Genomic DNA, 19019 nt, shown 5'->3' on the forward strand with positions numbered 1-19019 from the left:
GTCGGTGTTCAGCATCGCCAAGTTCGTGCAGGACGTGAGGCAGGGACGGCCCGAACAGTTCATGCAGCGCATGGAAACCATGTTCGCCGACACCGACTACAAGATTGTGGGCGACTCCGAACTCTACTTCCAGAACGTTTTCTACCTCGTCATGAAGATGATGGGCTTCTACACCAAGGTGGAAAGGCCCACCAGCGGAGGCCGCATGGACATGGTGATCGAAACCCCGGACTACGTCTACATCCTGGAGTTCAAGCTCGACGGAACGCCACAACAGGCCCTCCAACAGATAGAAACCAGGGGATATGCCCGACCGTTTGCCATGGACAAAAGGCGCGTCTTCCGCATCGGAGTGAACTTCTCCAAGCAGAAACGCTGCATCGACGGCTGGGAAATTGCAGGGTAAGGCCACGTCTTGGCGGCGGAACGGCCCAACCTCTACGCCGTAACCGACCCACCATTACGCCGTAAGGGCCGCGCCAAAACGCCGTAAAGACCATGCGTTTACGGCTCTTTCAAAACAAGGCGAGGGGTTCCCCGCAAAGACAACAACACATCATGCAGAAAGCTGCACGGATGGTTCCGAACAAGAACACCGTGCAGCTTTCTGCATGTCTGGCCGTTGTGCATTTCGGAGAGACGGCAAAACATAGCCGCATGGGCCATGGGAAAGCGCATGAAAGCTAACCGATCCAAACGCAAGAAGCCCGGAACAGGCAGGGGATGGACTCCTGCGCTGTTCCGGGCTTCCGGATGGGAGAATGAGGTCGACCTTAGTCGTTATGCGTCATGGACACATAATAGACTCCGAATGAGCCGGCAGCGGCCTCGGCAGACCAAAGGCTCGACTTCAGCAAGCCGCCCTTGGAGGTGAACGTGAACGTCACTTGGTCGATATAACCGCTGGCATCTTCGTTCTGGGCCTTCATCTGCACGTCGCCATACTTCTGGTGAACCATAACCACTTGGTTGGTAGGTACGGTGACGGTGCCGGCCTTGGCGTCGTAAGTGCCGGTCACGGTCTTGCCGCCACCAAACAGATTGGTCAGGGTCACGACCGTGGTACTGCCCTCGGTAAAGGCCACCGTCACCTCGTAAGGATCGCCGTCGACAGCGAAGTTGCCGTCGTCGCCCATGCCATACTGGGTGCAGGTGTAGGTGCCGTTGAGGTCATAAGAGGGAGAGGCGGGCGTGGTGACCGTCTGCGTCTCGCTGACAACCATGCTGCCATCGCCCAACACGGCATAGCTGCGGGCATAGTAAGTGGTGAGTTCGGTACAGTTGGACAGGGCGGCGGTAAAGGCTGTGGCCAGCTTGTCATTGGCCACGGAGGTAACCGTCCCGCTGAAATCCTGAGTGGTAGAGAACTGTACACCCACCTCCGAAACCTGCAGGGTGTCGCTCACCGTAGCCTCTGCCGACAGCTTGGAAAAGCTCAAAGCCTTCAGCGAAGAGAGGCCCACCGTGGGCTTGGTAGCCACAACATAATTGGCGTCGATGGCGCTCTTGTCGTCCATTTCGTCGTTGCAGCTGGCAAGGACAGCCACTGCAGCGAGGCATGGAATCATCAGTTTCAATATATTCTTCATCATGATATTCTCCTGTTTAATGGTTTATGGGTTCTGATCTTCTGCCTTAATCAGCTTGTTCTCCTGCATCTCACGGCGTGGAATCTGGTAAGTCCACTTGACATCGTGGGCAGGAACGGCAAAGATATAGCCCGTAAAGTGGTTGGTTCCCTGGTAGGTACGGTCGATGCCTCTGCCGGTGCGCTTCAGGTCGAAGTAGCTGAAGCCCTCGCCCCAAAGCTCAATGCGGCGCTGCAGCAACACGTCGTCTACACTCACGGAAGCCTTCTTCCAGTCGGGCTGGCGATTGGCCATGAGCACGGCAAGCACCTGGGCGGCCTTGTCGTTCTGTCCCAAGCGGGCGTAGGCCTCGGCCTCGATGAGCACCATCTCGGCGGCACGCATGTAAGGATAGTCCATGGTCCACTTACCGTCCCAGCCAAACTTCAGGTTGGCATAGGGCATCTTCGCGCCGGCATTGGCCTGGTTGTCATTGCCCTCGGGGCCGTTGAAGAGGCTCTTGCGGTAATCGGTGCTGGAAATCTGGTTGTAAAGGTTGGCGTCGATGAGGTTGGTATTGTAGCCCATGCCGCTATAACCCGGAGACAAATTGGAAATATGCGAGAAGAACGAGGCATAGGTCGTCTGTGTCTCCGTGTTCTGATCGAAGCCCCACATCCACTCTTTGTTCGCGATGTTCATGAAACCATCGTGCAAACCGGTATTGTCCATGATGACATAACCCTGACGGGCGGCATTGGCGGCATCGGCAGCCTTCTGCCATTGCTGCGAGAGCAGGTAGTAACGGGCCAGCAGACCGTTGGCCACGTGCTGGTCCACATAGTTCTTGCTGGGGCGGGTGTAACCGTCCAAATTGCTCACAGCCGCCGTGAGGTCCTTTTCAATCCGTGCATAGACTTCCTTGAGGGTGTTGCGGCTCTTGTACTTGGCCATCTCCTCCTCGGAGTAGCCGTCGGCTGCGGTGTATATCAAGGGCACGCCCTTGGCCTCGCTGTTCACCGTGCCGGCAGTGGTCACAGGATCCTGATAGAGCTGGATGAGATAATAGTAGGCCATTCCGCGCATGGCCTGGGCCTGGCCCAGCAGGGCCTTCTCGCCGGCAGTGAGCTCCCTGCCCGCGGGATAGAGCGAGATGATTTCGTTGGCCTTGGCAACAACCGTGTAGAAAGTGTTCCAGTCCACGGCCGTGCGGCGATAGTTGTACATACGGTTGTCGAAGCCATAGTCGAAGCGGAACCAGTGGAGGGCGCCGGCTGCAATGTCCACTCCCATCATGTCGGTGGCATGAAGCACGGACATATAGCTGAAGTCGTCGTGCGCTGCTTTCTCGCCAGCTTTCTGCGTATCAAAGGTGATGAGCCATGACCAGATGCCGTTCAAGAAGACGTTGGGATTGTGTCCGGCGGCCTTACCGGCAGCATCCGGGTCGAGATGTTCCCTGTCCTGCGTATTGAGGTAGTCGCTGCCGCAGGAGTTGAGTCCTGCCACGAGGAGCAGACCCACTGCTAAATATTTGAATATTTTCATTTGATGCAATGTTATGAATGGTTAGAACGTCAGGTTAAGTCCAAACGAGTAGGTGCTGATGGGCGAATAATGATAGCCATTGTCGCCGGAGAAGCTCTGCCGCGGATCGAAGCCCTTACGCTTGGAGATGAAGCCCATGTTGTCTCCGGCAAAATAGACGCGCAGCTGGCTGATGCCCCAACGGCCGGTAATGTCTTTCGGAATGGTATAGCCCAGTGTCACGTTGCGCAGGCTCAGGTAAGAGCCTTTGATAAGGAAGAAGTCGGATATACCGTCGATGCGGGCATTCTGTACACCATAGTTCAGGGCCGGGATATTAGTATCGGTATGGGTAGGTGTCCAGCGGTTGAACATGTCCTTGTGGAAGTTGGTACCATCTATACCCGTGTTCATGAGCATGGAATAGAAGTTGTCGCGCACCCACCCGCCGAGCTGGAAGGCCGTCTGCACGGAGAGGTCGAAGCCATAGGCCTGTACCGTGGTGCCCAAACCGCCGGTGAGGTCGGGGATGGCACTCTTGTTCAGGTTCACAACAGTGGCTTCAGACGAGTTGTTGACGACGCTCACCGTCTTCCCTCCCTTGCCGTCTGGTGTGTACTTGTTGTACTGGGGTTTGCCTGTCTTGGGGTCTACACCCAGGTATTCATAGCCCGACCAGTTGTAGATGCTGCTGCCTTTCTTCCACCAATAGTAGCCGCGCTCGAAACCATCTTTGAATTCTTCTCCTGCCTTGGAATCGGGAAGCTTGGTGAGTTTGTTCTTGTAGTGCGTGAAGTTCAGGTTTACATTCCACACCACGGTGCTGTTCTTGATGATGTCTGCATTGGCATCCACCTCGAAGCCCACGTTGCGCATGTTCACCTCGTTGCGCCATACGAAAGACGGCGTTCCCTCGGAAGCGGCGAGCGGACTCCTGAAAAGCATGTCGTTGTTGTTCTTGACAAAGAAGTCGAAGTTTACGTTCACGCGGCTGTAAAGGCCCAGCTCGAAGCCCGCATTGAACATAGCCTGCTTCTCCCACGTGAGCGACTTGTTGCCGCGCAGCGTCTTGGAGAATGCGGGATAGCCGTTCACGCGGTCCACCGAGTACTGATCGTGGTAAGCATGGGTAATGTCATTCTCGTTCTCGTCGAGGATTTTGTCGTTACCCTGCGTGCCATAGCTGGCCTTAAGTTTCAGGTTGCTCACCTGTTTCTTCAGGCCGGCAAACCAAGGCTCCTCGCTGATGCGCCATGCACCACCCAAGGCCCAGAACGTGCCCCAGCGCACATCCTTGCCGAAGCGCGAGCTGCCATCGCGGCGAATGCTGGCCGTCAAGTAGTAGCGGTCCACATAGCTGTACTCCCCTTTGAGCAGGTAACCTTCGAGAGCATACTCGTTCATGTAGCTGTTGAGCTCCTGATACTGGGCCGCGTTGGCAAACTCGGGATTGGTAAAGTCGGCAAACTGCGTCATGTGACCGTAGAAATAGTTGTACTTATCCTTCTTGTTCTCATGCACGCCCATCAAGTGAACTTCGTGCTTGTCGAACAAATGGCGCCAGTCCAGAATCTGGTTGGCATTGAAAGCACCCCTGCGAGTGGCATACCTATAACCGCGGCCGCCCACGCCCTTGGCGTCGCCGCCGATAGGTGTGGCAAAGTTTACCTGGTTCTCGTTGAACACATCGTAGGCTACATTCAGCGTGAACGTAAAGTCGTTGAGGAACTTTGCCTCGAAGTATCCGCGCGAAGACAGGTTGTCACGCACGTTTTTGTTGATGTTGGCTTCGGCCACGGCCAGCGGGTTGGCCTCCGAAGCGTAGGGGCGCACGTATTCCGTACCGAAGTCGTAACGGCGGTTGCCGTCCTCATCGTACATCAATCCGCCATCCTTGTCATAGAGATGGATGGGGTAGATAGGGGCGATGCCCTGCGAGAACTGGAAGATATTGGAGTAGTTGGAACCCTCCTGGTCGGCAAACTGGCGCATGTTGGTCTTGGCATAGGCCAGGTTTCCACCCACCTTGATATGGTCATTGATTTGCTGGTCCACCTTGACACGGGTGCTGGCACGCTCGAAACCCGAGCCGGGCATGTAGCCCTCGTCGTTCAGATAGCCGGCCGAGAGATAGGCTTGGGTCTTTTCCGTGCCGCCAGTCACGTTCACATTGTACTCCTGTCGCACGCCGTTCCTGAACGGATCTTTCGTCCAGTCGTCCGTCCACTTGCGCTGCGTGGCGTTGGGATTGAGCTTGCCGGTGAGCGGATTGATGATTTGATCGTCGGCTATACCTTTATATATATTATACTTCAGGTTGTCCGAGATGAGGTGCTTGGCGGCGTAGTCGTTGGCACCAGCGTATCCCCGCTCTGAGATGAGGCTGTTACGGTAGGCCTCGAACATCATCTCGTAGTACTCGCCGGGGTCGCTGATGATGTCGTAGTTGCCCACACCACGCGCGTTGATACCAAGGCGGGCGTCGAAAGTCACCTTGGCCTTGCCGGCCTTGCTGCCCTTGGTGGTGATGATAATCACACCGTTGGCACCGCGTGCACCATACATGGAGTTGGCGGCAGCGTCTTTCAGCACGGTCATGGTCTCAATATCCTGTGACGACAGCGAGTTGAGCGAGCCCTCATAAGGCACACCGTCCACCACGATGAGCGGGCTCTGGCTGCTGGAAATCGAGCCGATACCACGCACAAGAATCTTGGCAGACGAACCCGGCGTACCCGATTCTGAGGCAATCGTCACGCCGGCCACGGTACCTTCGAGGGCTTTCGACACGTTCGACACCTGGAGCTTCTCCAGATTATCGGACTTGAACGTCGAGGCCGCTCCCGTGAACGACGACTTTTTCTGCGTTCCGTAGGCCACGACCATCACCTCGTCGAGCTGCTGGTTGTCGGGCAACAGCGACACTCTAATATTGCGTCCAGCCTTCACCGTCTTCTGTTGCATACCAATGTATGAGATTTCCAAGCGTGAATCGCTGGGTGCAGAGATGGAGAACTTGCCGTCCACATCGGTCACCGTGCCGGTCTTCGTGCCGGCCACCCTTACTGCGGCCCCGACTACAGGGTCTCCGTTCTCGTCGACAACGGTACCAGACACCTGTGACTGTGCCAAGGCCATTCCTATCGAAAGGAATAGTCCGGCCAAAATCATTGTAAGTCTCTTAACCATAAATTCTCTCTTTTTTAAATGATTATGAATTATTAATAATGTGGGTACAAAATTAATTAATCTTAATGAAACGTGCAAATATTCATGAGGGAATCTTACAATTTGGCTGAAAAAAGTAACAATATATAGCAAATTGTCTCTCAAAAAGGCGATTTCTGCCTACAAATTGGCCGTCATTCGGGCAATACGCTTGTGCAAATAGTCGCGCAGCCCGTCGCCGGCAACCACTTCTATCTCGTCGAACAGGCCGAGAACAAACCGCGATTATGCCCACGTAGCTGGCCACATCGGTGTCGAGCCGCCAATGGTGCGCGTCCTCCTGCACGGTTTGCGAGGCCGCCTGCGGGTACTCCTCAAGCAGCAGCCGATAGGCCAGCAGACTGAGTCTCAGGCTCACGGCATGGCGTTCTTCGCCGCTGAACATAAAGAGATCGGTAAACACTTCGCGGTGGGACGCCTCGTTGAACCACGGCGTGTCCACCACCTCCACCTGCCCAATGCGGGCTATCTTGAATGTTTTGTTCTGATGACTCTTAATTTCATAGGCCCGCACGTCGGCCTTGTCGCCTTGAAAAAGGAAAGGCTCGACCACCCGATCGGCGATGCTCCGGCTGTGGGGCGAGGCATAGCCGTGCAGGATGACGACCCTGCGCATGGCCATGGCCCGCTCCAGCTGTTCGGTATTGACAAACTGTTGGTGGTGCAGCCGCGCCCCCTCGTCGGTGGGCAGATCGTAGAACCGTTCGAGCTTGCTGCGTGCGCCGTCGGCCAGTGCATGAGGATCGGCCGAGGCGATGAGCAGCCGGTGCAGATAGGCTGCCTCGTCATGGGTGAAATCCACGCAGCCCGCGAGGTCGTTCCAAAAGGGCGACCGAGGGTCGAGGGCATAGCTCCGGCCGCGGTGCAACAGGTTGATGCCCGCCTGTCCGAGGGCTTCCAACGCATAATAGAAGTTGCGCGTGGAGGTGCCCATGGCGGTTGCCAGTTCCCTCACGGAATGTCCGTGCCCGTCGGCCAGCAGCCGAATCAGGGCCAGCCAGCCGCCGATGTGCGAGCGTACCGGCGCGGGCACGAGCTGCGGCCAATATCACCGTTACAAAATACGACCAAACCACGCGAGCGTACCGGCGCGGGCACGAGCTGCGGCTTCGTCCTCAACTCACCCATCCGTGCCCTCCGTTCCAAAGTCAATCTCCGGTTCGTCCAAGGGCAACAGGCGGAAGCTGCGGCGATGGAATGGGCTGATTCCGTACCTCGCAATGGCCTCACGATGCCGGGCGGTAGGGTAGCCCTTGTTCTGCTGCCAGTCGTACACGGGGTATTGTCCGGCCAATATATCCATGTAGTCGTCGCGATACGTCTTGGCCAGGATGCTGGCGGCGGCGATGGCTTGGAAGCGACCGTCGCCTTTTACCATGCAGGTGTGGGGCAACACCCCCGGATCGTCGGGGCGCACGGGGATTCGCCGGCGACGGCCGCCGGCGGGCTGCCCCTCGGAAGGCTTGTAGGGGTCGAAGCGATTGCCGTCGATAATCAGGGCCTCGGGGCGTACATCGAGCTGGTCTATGGCCCGGTGCATGGCCAGAAAGCTGGCATGCAGGATATTGATTTCATCGATTTCATCGGGAGTCACCACGCCAATGGCCCAGCTCAAAGCCTCGCGCTCGATCTGCTCGCGCAGGGCCATGCGCCTGTGCGGTGAGAGCTTTTTGGAGTCGTTGAGCTCCGGATTGTCGTAGTCGGAGGGCAGGATGACGGCCGCAGCATACACGCTTCCGGCCAGACATCCGCGCCCGGCCTCATCGCAGCCAGCCTCGATGAAATGGGGATAAAAGTGTGGAGCAAGCATGGTCAGAACATCTTGCTCACCCGTTCGATGCCGGCGACAAGCGCGTCAACCTCGTCACGGGTGTTGTAGAGGGCGAAAGAGGCGCGAACCGTACCGGACACTCCCAAACGGTCCATGAGCGGCTGGGCACAGTGATGGCCGGTGCGCACGGCGATGCCGAGGCGGTCGAGCAGCGTACCCATGTCCATGTGATGGATGTTGCCCACGTTGAAACTTATCACAGCCTCTCTCGACCGAGGGCCATAGATATGGATATTCTCGATGGAATGGAGCCTTTCGAGGGCATAGCGGGCCAGACTGCGCTCGTGGGCGGCTATGTTGTCGAGACCCAGTTCAGACACATAGTCGAGTGCCACGGCCAGTCCGTGGGTGGCCACATAGTCGGGTGTACCGGCCTCAAACTTCAGTGGCGGCCGCTCGAAAGTGGTCTCTTCAAAGCTCACGCGCCCAATCATCTCCCCGCCGCCCTGATAAGGCGGCAGCCTGTCGAGCCATGCTTCCTTGCCATAAAGCACGCCGATGCCCGTGGGGCCATAGACCTTATGGCCACTGAAAACGAAGAAGTCGCAGTCAATATCCTGCACATCCACTGCGAAATGGGGGGCACTCTGCGCCCCGTCGACCACTACGGGCACACCGTGGGCATGGGCGATGCGCACCATCTCTTTCACCGGATTCACCGTGCCGAGCACGTTGCTCACATGGGCTATGCTCACTATTTTGGTCTTCGGCGTGAAGAGACGCTCGTAGGCTTCGAGGTCGAGTACGCCATCGTCGGTCATGGGAATCACCTTGAGCACGGTGCCCTTGCGGCGCCCCAACAGCTGCCAGGGCACAATATTGGAGTGGTGTTCCATGATGGAGACTATCACTTCGTCGCCCTCTTCCATGAAAGCCTCGCCGTAACTGCTGGCCACAAGGTTGAGGCCTTCGGTGGTGCCGCGGGTAAAGACTATCTCGGTGGTACCGGCCGCATGGAGAAAACGGCGCACCGTCTCGCGCGCCTGCTCATGCAATTCGGTGGCCTGCTGGCTCATCCAATGCACGCCACGGTGCACGTTGGCATTGACATTGAGGTATTCCTCGCGCATGGCATCGAGCACGCACAGCGGTTTCTGCGTGGTGGCCGCATTGTCGAGATAGACCAGCGGACGGTCGTAGATGGTGCGGGAGAGGATGGGAAAGGAAAGCCTTAGCAATTCAAAATTCATAATTCAAAATTCAAAATTAAACGGACGGCAAAGCAATATAGAGACCGTTGGCTATTCAAAAGTCATCATTCAAAATTCAAAATTAGACGAGCGACAAAGCAATACAGAGACCGTTGGCAATTCAAAATTCATCATTCAAAATTCAAAATTAGATGGGCGAAAGGGGAAAAACAGAGTGATTATAAAGTCATCATTCCAAATTCAAAATGGGATGGTGCGACGTACAAACTGCCGAACGAAAGGATATGGCTTGTCAACGTCGCGCGAGCCCATTTTGAATTTTGCATTCTGAATTTTGAATTACAAACACATTCTGCACCCCTCGCACTTGTTGAGCTCGCCACGGAAGCGTTTTTCCACGAGGTGATGGAGACGTTCGCGCAGGGGCTCGAGCTTGATTTGGTCGATGACTTCGCCCACAAAAGCAAATTCGAGCAGCAGTTTGGCCTCGTGCTGGTCGATGCCGCGCTGCTGCATATAGAAGAGGGCGGCATCGTTAAGCTGGCCCACAGTGGAGCCATGGGCACACTTTACGTCGTCTGCATAGATCTCGAGCATGGGCTGCGTGTACATGTGCGCCGTGCGCGTCATGCAGAGATTCTGGTTGGTCTCCTGCGAAGTGGTCTTCTGCGCGTCCTTGCGCACCAGCACCAGTCCGGCGAAAGCACCCACAGCCTTGTCGTCAAGCACGTATTTATAGAGCTCGTGCGAGTCGCAGCAGCCCACCCGATGGTCAATCAACGTGTTGTTGTCCACGCGTTGTTCCTTGTCGGCAATGACGCAGCCGTTGCACCAACACTCGGCTCCTTCGCCCTTGAACACCAGGTCGAGCTTGTTCCTTGTCACGCCATTGTGCAGAGTGATGACGTTGTGGTTCACGCGGCTGTGGGCCTGCTGCTCGATGTAGACGTTGGACACACGCACGTTCTTGGCATGCGTCTCCTCCAGGCAATAGAGGTCCAGTCCGGCGTTCTCACCCACATAAGCCTCGATGACCTGCGTACCGAGGAAGTGGCGGTCGTCGGCCGAGTCGTCGCAGAAAAGCAGCTTGGCCTCGGCCCCCTCCTCCATCACGATGAGCACGCGGCGGTTCACCATCAGGTCTACGTCGGACCGCAGGATGTTGACCACCTGTATGGCGCGCTCCACCCTGACGTTGCGCGGCACGTAAACGAGCAGTCCGTCCTGGGCCAGCATGGTGTTGAGGGCCGTCACGCCATCCTCGCCGGTGCGGGCCAGACGGGCATAATATTTCTCGATGAAACCGGGATTTTTCTCAGCCGCCTCCCTCAAGCTGCCCACAATGACGCCCTCGGGCAGCGAGGTCTTGGGCTGCTGCTTGCGGTAGAACTCGTCGTTGACGACGAAGTAGAGCGAGGTGCTCAGGTTGGGCACGCTGCAGCTGAAAGCCTTGTAGGGGTTGATGGGAATCTCGATGCGGTTCAGGTTGAGCCCGTAGTCGGGTGCAAACAGCTGCTGCATGTCGGTGTACTTGTAGCGTTCCACCTTGCGGGTGGGCAGCCCCTGCGCCTTGAAATCCTCGAAAGCCCGGTCGCGCACGGCATTGAGCACGGCGGCCGAGTGGTCGAAGAGCACCTGCCGGGCCTGACCATAAAGGTCTATGTATTGTTTCTCGCTGTTCATTCTTTCCTATTTTGGAGTTTGGGAGTGATGTAGTTAGGGAGTTAAGGAGTGATGGAGTTAGGGAGACAGAGAGGCCAAGAAGCATTTGTCCTCACTCCTTAACTCCCTGCCCCCATCAGTCCCCCCACTTCAAGACTCACTTCCCGAACTTGGCGTCGGCCTCCTCTTTAATCCAGTCGTACCCTCGTTTTTCTATCTCTTTGGCCAGCTCGGGGCCGTCGGTGCGCACGATGCGGCCGTTGTAGAGCACGTGAACCACCGAGGGCTTAATCATGTCGAGCAGCCGATCGTAGTGAGTAATGACGATAATCGACTTCTCCGGGGTGAAGAGTTTGTTTACCCCGTCGGCCACGATGCGCATGGCATCTACGTCCAATCCAGAGTCGGTTTCGTCGAGAATGCTGAGCGTGGGGTTGAGCATGGCCATCTGGAATATCTCGTTGCGCTTCTTCTCGCCGCCCGAGAAGCCCTCGTTCACCGACCGACGCGAGAGCTTGGCGTCGAGCTCGACAATTTCGCGCTTCTCTTTCATCAGCTTCAGGAAGTCGGCCGCATTGAGCGGCTCCAGGCCGTGATACTTGCGACGGGCGTTGACGGCGGCCTTCATAAAGTTGACCATCGATACGCCGGGAATCTCCACGGGATACTGAAACGAGAGGAACAAGCCCTCGCAGGCACGCTCCTCGGGTTTCAGTTCGAGCAGGTTCTTGCCGTTGAACAGGGCCGTGCCCTCAGTGACGGTGTACAGCGGATTGCCCGTGAGCACCGCGCTCAGCGTGGACTTGCCCGAGCCGTTGGGGCCCATGATGGCGTGCACCTCGCCGTCGTTCACGGTCAGGTCGATGCCCTTGAGTATCTCTTTGCCAGCTATTGTGGCATGCAAATTTCTAACCTCTAACATCATTGCGGATACAGAAAGATGAATTTTGAATTGTGAATTTTGAATTATGAATTACCCGACCGTTCCCTCCAGCGACACCGACAACAGCTTCTGCGCCTCGACGGCAAACTCCATCGGGAGTTTGTTGAGCACGTCCTTGGCATAGCCGTTGACGATGAGGCCCACGGCATCCTCGGTGGGAATGCCGCGCTGGTTGCAGTAGAAGAGCTGGTCTTCCGAGATTTTCGAGGTCGTAGCCTCGTGTTCCACCACGGCCGTGTCTTTGTGAATGTCCATGTAGGGGAAAGTGTGGGCGCCGCATTCAGAGCCCAGCAGCAGCGAGTCGCACGAGCTGTAGTTGCGCGCGTTGTCGGCGTTGGGCGTGGCACGCACCAGTCCCCGGTAGGAGTTCTGGCTGTGGCCGGCCGAGATGCCCTTGGAAATAATGGTCGACTTGGTGTTCTTGCCCATGTGTATCATCTTGGTGCCGGTGTCGGCTTCCTGGTAATGATTGGTCACGGCCACACTGTAGAACTCGGCCTGCGAGCCGTCGCCGCGGAGCACGCAACTGGGATATTTCCACGTGATGGCCGAGCCCGTCTCCACCTGTGTCCACGAGAGTTTGGAGTTCACGCCCCGGCAGTCGCCGCGCTTGGTCACCAGGTTGAGCACGCCGCCACGGCCCTGCTCGTCGCCAGGATACCAGTTCTGCACGGTGGAATACTTCACCTCGGCATTGTCCATCACCACGATTTCCACCACGGCGGCGTGCAGCTGGTTCTCGTCGCGCATGGGGGCGGTGCAGCCTTCGAGGTAGGACACATAGGCGTTGTCGTCGGCCACGATAAGCGTGCGCTCGAACTGGCCGGTGTTGCGGGCGTTGATACGGAAGTAGCTGCTCAGCTCCATGGGGCAGCGCACGCCCTTGGGGATGTAGACAAACGAGCCGTCACTGAACACGGCCGAGTTGAGGGCGGCCGTGAAGTTGTCGCGGAAAGGCACCACGCTGCCCAGATACCGGCGCACCAGTTCGGAATGGTCTTTCACGGCCTCGCCGATGGACGAGAAGATAACACCCCGTTCGGCCAGCTGTTTCTTGAACGTGGTCTTCACCGACACCGAGTCCATGATGGCATCCACAGCCGTTCCGCTCAGGGCCAGCCGCTCCTCGAGGGGGATGCCGAGCTTGTCGAAGGTCTTCTCCAGCTCGGGGTCTATCTCCTTGTTCTGGGGCTTCTTGGCCAGGGGGTCGGCATAGTAGGAGATGCCTTGAAAGTCGATTTCGGGCACGTGCACGTGTCCCCAAGTGGGCATGGAGAGCGTCTTCCAGTAGCGGTAGGCCTCCAGCCGGAACTCCAGCAGCCAGTCGGGCTCGCCCTTCTTGCGGGAGATGAGCCGCACGACATCCTCGTTCAGGCCCTTGGGAATGACGTCGGTCTCGACGTCGGTGGTGAAGCCGAACTCGTATTTGCGCTCTGCCACCTGCCTGACATATCCGTTTTTCTCTGTATCTTTTTGCTTTGTTTCCATATCTAATCATGGTCGGGCAATGACCATGCCACAATGTTTGCAGTCACATTTGTTATCTATGCGCGCATAAAACAATTTGATTCATGACGTGAACCAAACTGATTCTTTGCGCAAATCAAGTTGATTCACGGCATGAACCAAACAGATTCACCACCGCGCCAATCCGTGGGGCTGGTTGGGCCGGGCTGCGGCCGCAGGGTGGCAAGCCCGCGGGGGCGTTGCCTTTACGCCGTAAAGGCGTCGCGAAAAGGCCGCAGACGCAGCGCGATTACGCCGCAATCGCAGCGCCGTTACGCCGTCGTGGCGGGGCCATGGCGGCGCGGCGGCAGCGACGCGGGCCGTCAGAGCTTCTGCTCCACCTCGATTTCGGTGAAGGTTTCGAGGATGTCGCCGGCCTGGATGTCGTTGTAGTTGACGAGCGAAAGACCGCATTCCAGTCCGGTCACCACCTCCTTCACGTCGTCCTTGTAACGCTTCAGGGCAGCGATGGGAGCCGTGTGCACCACGATGCCGTCGCGCACCACGCGGGCCTTGTCCTTGTTGTGCACCTTGCCTTCGGTGACGAGACCGCCGGCCACGGTGCCCACCTTGGAAATCTTGTAGACCTGCTTCACCTCGACCTGACCGGTGACAATCTCTTTCTTCACCTTGTCGAGCATGCCCACCATGGCGGCCTTCACGTCGTCGAGCGCGTCGTAGATGACCGAGTAGGTGTTGATGTCCACCCCGTCGGCATCGGCCAACTTGCGTGCGGCAGCCGACGGACGCACCTGGAAGCCCACGATGATGGCGTCGGAGGCATCGGCCAGCGTGACGTCGCTCTCGGAGATTTGGCCCACGGCCTTGTAGATGACGTTGACCTGTACTTTCTCCGTGGAGAGCTTGATGAACGAATCGCTCAGCGCCTCGATGGAGCCGTCGGTATCGCCCTTGACGATGATGTTGAGTTCGTGGAACTCTCCGCGGGCAATGCGGTGGGAGATGTCGCTCAGCGTCAGGCGGGTCTGCGTGCGCAGACTCTGCTCGCGCTGCAGCTGTTCGCGCTTGTTGGCGATGTCGCGTACCTCCTGTTCGGTGTCGAGTACATGGAACTGGTCGCCGGCCGTGGGCGCGCCGTTGAGACCCAAAATGATGCAGGGCTCGGAGGGACGGGCCTCGTCCATGCGCTGGTTGCGCTCGTTGAACATGGCCTTGATGCGGCCCCAGCAGGTACCGGCAATCACGTAGTCGCCCACGCGCAGCGTGCCGTTGCTCACGAGAACAGTGCTCACATAGCCGCGTCCCTTGTCGAGCGAGCTCTCGATGATGGTACCCGTGGCCTTGCGGTTGGGGTTGGCCTTGAGGTCGAGCATGTCGGCTTCGAGCAGAACTTTCTCCAGCAACTCGTCCACGCCGATGCCTTTTTTGGCGCTGATTTCCTGGCACTGGTACTTGCCGCCCCATTCCTCGACGAGCAGATTCATCTGCGACAGGTCCTCGCGTATCTTGTCGGGGTTGGCCCCCGGCTTGTCTATCTTGTTGATGGCAAACACCATGGGCACGCCGGCTGCCTGGGCATGGGCGATGGCCTCCTTGGTGGTGGGCATCACGGAGTCGTCGGCAGCGACGATGATGATGGCAATGTCGGTGACCTGGGCACCGCGGGCACGCATGGCCGTGAAAGCTTCGTGGCCCGGCGTGTCGAGGAACGTGATCTTGCGGCCGTTGGCCAGCGTCACGTTGTAGGCGCCGATGTGCTGGGTGATGCCGCCGGCCTCGCCGGCAATGACATTGGTGCTTCGGATGTGGTCGAGCAGTGAAGTCTTGCCGTGGTCCACGTGGCCCATGACGGTCACAATCGGCGCACGCGGCAGCAGGTCGCTCTCATCGTCCTCCTCCACGCTCACGGCCTCCTGCACCTCGGCGCTCACGTATTCGGTCTTGAAGCCGAACTCGTCAGCCACGAGGTTGATGGTCTCGGCATCGAGACGCTGGTTGATGGAAGCCATCACGCCGATGCTCATCAGCGTGGAGATAACCTGGGTGACGCCGACGTTCATCATCGTGGCCAGCTCGGACACGGTAACAAACTCCGTTAGCTTCAGTATCTTGCTCTCCTTGCGCTCGGCCTTGGCCTCGGCCGAGAGCTTCTCCTGCACGGCCTCGCGCTTCTCCTTGCGGTATTTGGCGCCTTTCTTGGTCTGGCTCTGCTTGCTGGTGAGGCGTGCAAGCGTCTCTTTCACCTGGCGTGCCACGTCCTCCTCGTTCACCTCCAGCGGTTTCTGGCTGCGCTTGCGGCTCTTGCTCTTCTTGCCGGCCGCGGCATTTCCGGCATTGTTGCCTCCGCCGTTGCGCGGGCTGGGCTGCTGATTGGCCGCCGCGTTGATGTCCACGCGCTCCTTGTTGATGCGCTGGCGTTTCCGGCGCTCGCCGCTGCTGGTGCCCTGCTTGGCCCTGTCCTCACGCTCCTTGCGCTTCTCCTCCTTGCTCTTTTTCTTGGGGCGGGTGCTCTGGTTCAGGGCGTCGAGGTCTATCTTGCCCAGCACGTTCACCTTGGGAGCATTGAGAATTTTCTTCTCGCTCTTGAGCTGGAACACCTTGGGTTCCTCCTTGGTTTCGGCCTCAGCCACGGCGGGCTGTGCGGCCTCGAGCTGGGGTTCGGGCTCGGTAGTGGCGGCAGACTGTGCGGTGGAAGCGGGCTCCGCCTGGGTCTCGGCAGGGGCCGGAGCGGCGGGGGGGGCCTGCGGCTCGGCCTCGACGGCCTTGGGAGCCTCCTCGACGGGCTCTGCGGGAACCGGGCTGACGGCAGCAGCCTTCGTCTCGGGAGCCTTCTCGGGCTGGGGAGCAACAGTCTCGGGGGCTGCGGACTTCTGTCCGAGGTGGTCGAGATCTATCTTGCCCAAAGGCTTGTATTGCTGGCGAACGTTCGACTCCAGCAGGCTTTCGGCGCGCTGGTCTTCCTTCTTAGTCTCCACGCGCTTCTTCTCCTTGGGCTTCTTGAAGAGCTTCTCCGCCTCGCTGCGCACGGCGGCGTCCTGCTTGAAAGCGTCGACGAGCGCAGCATATTGCTGGTCGTTGAGCTTGAAACTCAGGTCAGCCTTCACTTCGCCCAGCTCATTCTTCTTCTCCAGGAACTCAACTGCCGTTTGAATTCCTATGTTCAATTCACGTAATGCTTTATTTAATCTGATGCTCATATATTCTCCTTGTCAAGGTAAAAAAGTAAAAGGAAACTCGCCCTTTGCTTTTACCTCATTTACGATTAAGTTGTTTTCCCTTTTACTCTTTTACCCTTTTCTTCTTACGCTTTCGCTGATTTAGCTCTCAAACTCGCGGCGCAGCACGTCGAGCACGTGGTCCACGGTCTCCTCTTCGAGGTCGGCTTTCTCCACGAGCATCTCACGGGGGGCATTGAGCACGGCCTTGGCCGTGTCGAGACCAATGGACTTGATGGCGTCGATGATCCACTGGTCTATCTCGTCATTGAACTGCTCCAGGTACACGTCGTCCTCGTCCTGCGTCTGCTCATTGCCGTTCACCACGCGGTAAACGTCGATGGTATATTCGGTGAGCATGGAGGCCAGCTTGATGTTCAGGCCGCCGCGACCGATGGCCAGGCTCACCTCTTCGGGCTGCAGGTACACGTCGGCTTTCCTGTTCTCCTCGTCGAGGGTGATGCTGGAAATGGTGGCGGGGCTCAGCGCGCGCTGGATGAAGAGCTTGGTGTTGGCCGTCCAGTTGATGACGTCGATGTTCTCATTGCAGAGCTCACGCACGATACCGTGCACACGGCTACCGCGCACACCCACGCAGGCGCCCACGGGATCGATGCGGTCGTCATAGCTCTCCACGGCTACCTTGGCCCGCTCGCCCGGCATGCGGGCTATCTTCTTGATGGCGATGAGGCCGTCGGCAATCTCGGGCACTTCCTGCTCAAGCAGACGCTCCAAGAACGTGGGGCTGGTGCGTGAAAGGATAATCTTGGGGTTGTTGTTCTCGTTGTCCACGCGCTCGATGACGGCCCGCACGGTCTCGCCCTTGCGGTACTGGTCGGCAGGGATCTGCTCCGACTTGGGCAGAATCAGCTCGTTGTTCTCGTCGTCGACAAGCAGCACCTCGCGCTTCCAAATCTGATAGACCTCGGCAGAAATCACCTGGCCCACGCGATCCTTGTACTTATTGTAGAGCGAGTCGTGCTCCAACTCCAGGATTTTGCTGGCCAGCGTCTGGCGCAGGGTAAGGATGGCGCGGCGCCCGAACTTGGCGAAGTTCACGGGTTCGGACACTTCCTCGCCCTCCTCGTAGTCGGATTCTATCTTCTGTGCGTCGGCCAGACTAATCTGTTTGTTCTCGTCTTCCACCTCGCCGTTGGCCACAACCACGCGGTTGCGGTAAATCTCGAAGTCGCCCTTGTCGGGGTTCACGATGACGTCGAAGTTCTCGTCACTGCCATATATCTTTGCAAGCACGTTGCGGAAACTCTCCTCCAGCACGCTCACGAGTGTGGTGCGGTCGATGTTCTTCGTGTCCTTGAATTCGCGGAACGAGTCGATCATGCTCACTTGCCCGTCGTCTTTCTTTCTTGCTGCCATAGCTTATTTGAAACTGATTAAGTATTTAGTATATTTCACTTCGTCCATATTGAAAGCATGATCCACGTCCATCATCACGGGACGCTTCTTTCCTTCGAGCTTCACTTTCTCGTTGACAGACACCACGAAGTCGCGCCCGGCGACGCTCTTGAGCGTTCCGCGCACTTTCTTGCCGTCGGCGCCCAGCACCTCCACCGGCTCGCCGATGAAGTTGGCATACTGCTGTTCCACCTTGAATGGCTGGCCCAGACCGGCCGACCCCACCTCGAGCTCATAGTCTTCCTGCTCTCGGTCGAGACGGTCCTCTATGTATTTGCTGAGCTCCACGCAGTCGTTGATGTAGACTCCATCGGCGTGGTCAATCTCCACCATAATCTTGTCATCCGGGCTGACTGCCACATCGACCAGAAAATACTCCTTGCCTTCCAGCCACTCTTCCACCAGTTTTCTAACGACGTTCTTGTCTATCATAAGATGTTATTATAAAAAGAATGAGGAGCTCTCCCGGAGCCCCTCATTCCACTGAACGCTGCAAAGTTACGACTTTTATCCTGTTCCCACAACTGTTTACGCCTTTTTCTTCCAAAAAAGACACACCCCTCCGTTATTTTTCAGACAGAACCAACCCCATTCCGCGCCGGTCTTTTAGACAGAACAACATATTTGAACATATAGCTACGCAGTGAATGTGCACAGGAGTTCAGTGTGGTTTTGGCGTGCAGGGCGGCACGGAGGCCGCCCCCCTACGCTAAAACCCAATGTCGCACTCTCGCGCAGCATCTGAGAAATCCGTGCAATCTGTGGGAAAACGCCACGCATGGAATCCGCGTGCCCCTTTCCACCGCGCAGCTATATGTTCAAATATGTTGTTCTGTCTAAAACCACACCGCGCAGCTATATGTTCAATATGTTGTTCTGTCTAAAACCCCACTGCGCAGCCATATACTCAATATGTTGTTCTGTCTAAAAAAACACGGGCCGTGTCTCACGACACAGCCCGCGCAAAAAAGAGATATTATAAAAACATGATATATTGAGTATATCCTATTT

Annotated in this window: 13 protein-coding genes; 1 reads left to right on the forward strand and 12 read right to left on the reverse strand. The window is 57.3% G+C overall.

The annotated features are described in order from the left end of the window. On the forward strand, window positions 1-406 hold a 406-nt coding region (locus L888_RS0110485), incomplete at its 5' end, for a PD-(D/E)XK nuclease domain-containing protein (RefSeq protein ID WP_027952862.1). A 367-nt stretch (window positions 407-773) separates the two neighbouring features. Here L888_RS0110485 and L888_RS0110490 read toward each other — a convergent pair. From L888_RS0110490 to rimP, 12 genes are all read right to left on the reverse strand, one after another. Beyond that, window positions 774-1592 (reverse strand): hypothetical protein, encoded by an 819-nt coding sequence (locus tag L888_RS0110490; protein WP_027952863.1) that lies wholly within the window; start codon window positions 1590-1592, stop codon window positions 774-776. 21 nt (window positions 1593-1613) lie between these two features. After that, the gene (locus tag L888_RS0110495) at window positions 1614-3116 is read right to left on the reverse strand and encodes a RagB/SusD family nutrient uptake outer membrane protein (protein ID WP_027952864.1); all 1503 of its coding nucleotides are present in this window, start codon (window positions 3114-3116) and stop codon (window positions 1614-1616) included. A gap of 21 nt (window positions 3117-3137) precedes the next feature. Next, window positions 3138-6284 carry a SusC/RagA family TonB-linked outer membrane protein gene (locus L888_RS0110500; protein WP_027952865.1) on the reverse strand — a complete coding sequence of 1049 codons (3147 nt, stop codon included), beginning with the start codon at window positions 6282-6284 and terminating at the stop codon, window positions 3138-3140. Between the two features lie 82 nt (window positions 6285-6366). Further along, window positions 6367-7356 carry a WYL domain-containing protein gene (locus L888_RS13625; RefSeq protein WP_245594868.1) on the reverse strand — a complete coding sequence of 330 codons (990 nt, stop codon included), beginning with the start codon at window positions 7354-7356 and terminating at the stop codon, window positions 6367-6369. Window positions 7357-7443: 87 nt separating this feature from the next. After that, entirely contained in the window at window positions 7444-8133 is a 690-nt protein-coding gene (locus L888_RS0110510; RefSeq protein WP_005845697.1) for a ribonuclease HII, read from the reverse strand. 2 nt (window positions 8134-8135) lie between these two features. After that, window positions 8136-9344 (reverse strand): cysteine desulfurase, encoded by a 1209-nt coding sequence (locus L888_RS0110515; protein WP_027952866.1) that lies wholly within the window; start codon window positions 9342-9344, stop codon window positions 8136-8138. Window positions 9345-9644: 300 nt separating this feature from the next. Further along, window positions 9645-10988: a Fe-S cluster assembly protein SufD gene (gene sufD / locus L888_RS0110520; protein ID WP_027952867.1), complete on the reverse strand. Its 1344-nt coding sequence runs from the start codon at window positions 10986-10988 to the stop codon at window positions 9645-9647. A 136-nt stretch (window positions 10989-11124) separates the two neighbouring features. After that, window positions 11125-11889, reverse strand: a complete 765-nt coding sequence (gene sufC / locus L888_RS0110525; protein ID WP_027952868.1) for a Fe-S cluster assembly ATPase SufC — start codon at window positions 11887-11889, stop codon at window positions 11125-11127. 51 nt (window positions 11890-11940) lie between these two features. Beyond that, the gene (gene sufB, locus L888_RS0110530) at window positions 11941-13398 is read right to left on the reverse strand and encodes a Fe-S cluster assembly protein SufB (protein WP_027952869.1); all 1458 of its coding nucleotides are present in this window, start codon (window positions 13396-13398) and stop codon (window positions 11941-11943) included. A 341-nt stretch (window positions 13399-13739) separates the two neighbouring features. Next, window positions 13740-16574, reverse strand: a complete 2835-nt coding sequence (gene infB / locus L888_RS0110535; RefSeq protein WP_027952870.1) for a translation initiation factor IF-2 — start codon at window positions 16572-16574, stop codon at window positions 13740-13742. Between the two features lie 120 nt (window positions 16575-16694). Further along, window positions 16695-17969 (reverse strand): transcription termination factor NusA, encoded by a 1275-nt coding sequence (nusA, locus tag L888_RS0110540; protein WP_027952871.1) that lies wholly within the window; start codon window positions 17967-17969, stop codon window positions 16695-16697. Between the two features lie 3 nt (window positions 17970-17972). Beyond that, window positions 17973-18440 carry a ribosome assembly cofactor RimP gene (gene rimP / locus L888_RS0110545; protein ID WP_027952872.1) on the reverse strand — a complete coding sequence of 156 codons (468 nt, stop codon included), beginning with the start codon at window positions 18438-18440 and terminating at the stop codon, window positions 17973-17975. Between the last annotated feature and the right edge of the window lie 579 nt (window positions 18441-19019).

Origin of the sequence: Hallella seregens ATCC 51272 (assembly GCF_000518545.1) — a bacterium.
GTDB classification, from domain to species: Bacteria; Bacteroidota; Bacteroidia; order Bacteroidales; family Bacteroidaceae; genus Prevotella; species Prevotella seregens.

Coding starts and splice junctions, on each gene's coding strand:
- L888_RS0110490 (WP_027952863.1), bottom strand. CDS start 1,592: ATGATGAAGAATATATTGAAACTGATGATTCCATGCCTCGCTGCAGTG.
- L888_RS0110495 (WP_027952864.1), bottom strand. CDS start 3,116: ATGAAAATATTCAAATATTTAGCAGTGGGTCTGCTCCTCGTGGCAGGA.
- L888_RS0110500 (WP_027952865.1), bottom strand. CDS start 6,284: ATGGTTAAGAGACTTACAATGATTTTGGCCGGACTATTCCTTTCGATA.
- L888_RS0110510 (WP_005845697.1), bottom strand. CDS start 8,133: ATGCTTGCTCCACACTTTTATCCCCATTTCATCGAGGCTGGCTGCGAT.
- L888_RS0110515 (WP_027952866.1), bottom strand. CDS start 9,344: ATGAATTTTGAATTGCTAAGGCTTTCCTTTCCCATCCTCTCCCGCACC.
- sufD (WP_027952867.1), bottom strand. CDS start 10,988: ATGAACAGCGAGAAACAATACATAGACCTTTATGGTCAGGCCCGGCAG.
- sufC (WP_027952868.1), bottom strand. CDS start 11,889: ATGTTAGAGGTTAGAAATTTGCATGCCACAATAGCTGGCAAAGAGATA.
- sufB (WP_027952869.1), bottom strand. CDS start 13,398: ATGGAAACAAAGCAAAAAGATACAGAGAAAAACGGATATGTCAGGCAG.
- infB (WP_027952870.1), bottom strand. CDS start 16,574: ATGAGCATCAGATTAAATAAAGCATTACGTGAATTGAACATAGGAATT.
- nusA (WP_027952871.1), bottom strand. CDS start 17,969: ATGGCAGCAAGAAAGAAAGACGACGGGCAAGTGAGCATGATCGACTCG.
- rimP (WP_027952872.1), bottom strand. CDS start 18,440: ATGATAGACAAGAACGTCGTTAGAAAACTGGTGGAAGAGTGGCTGGAA.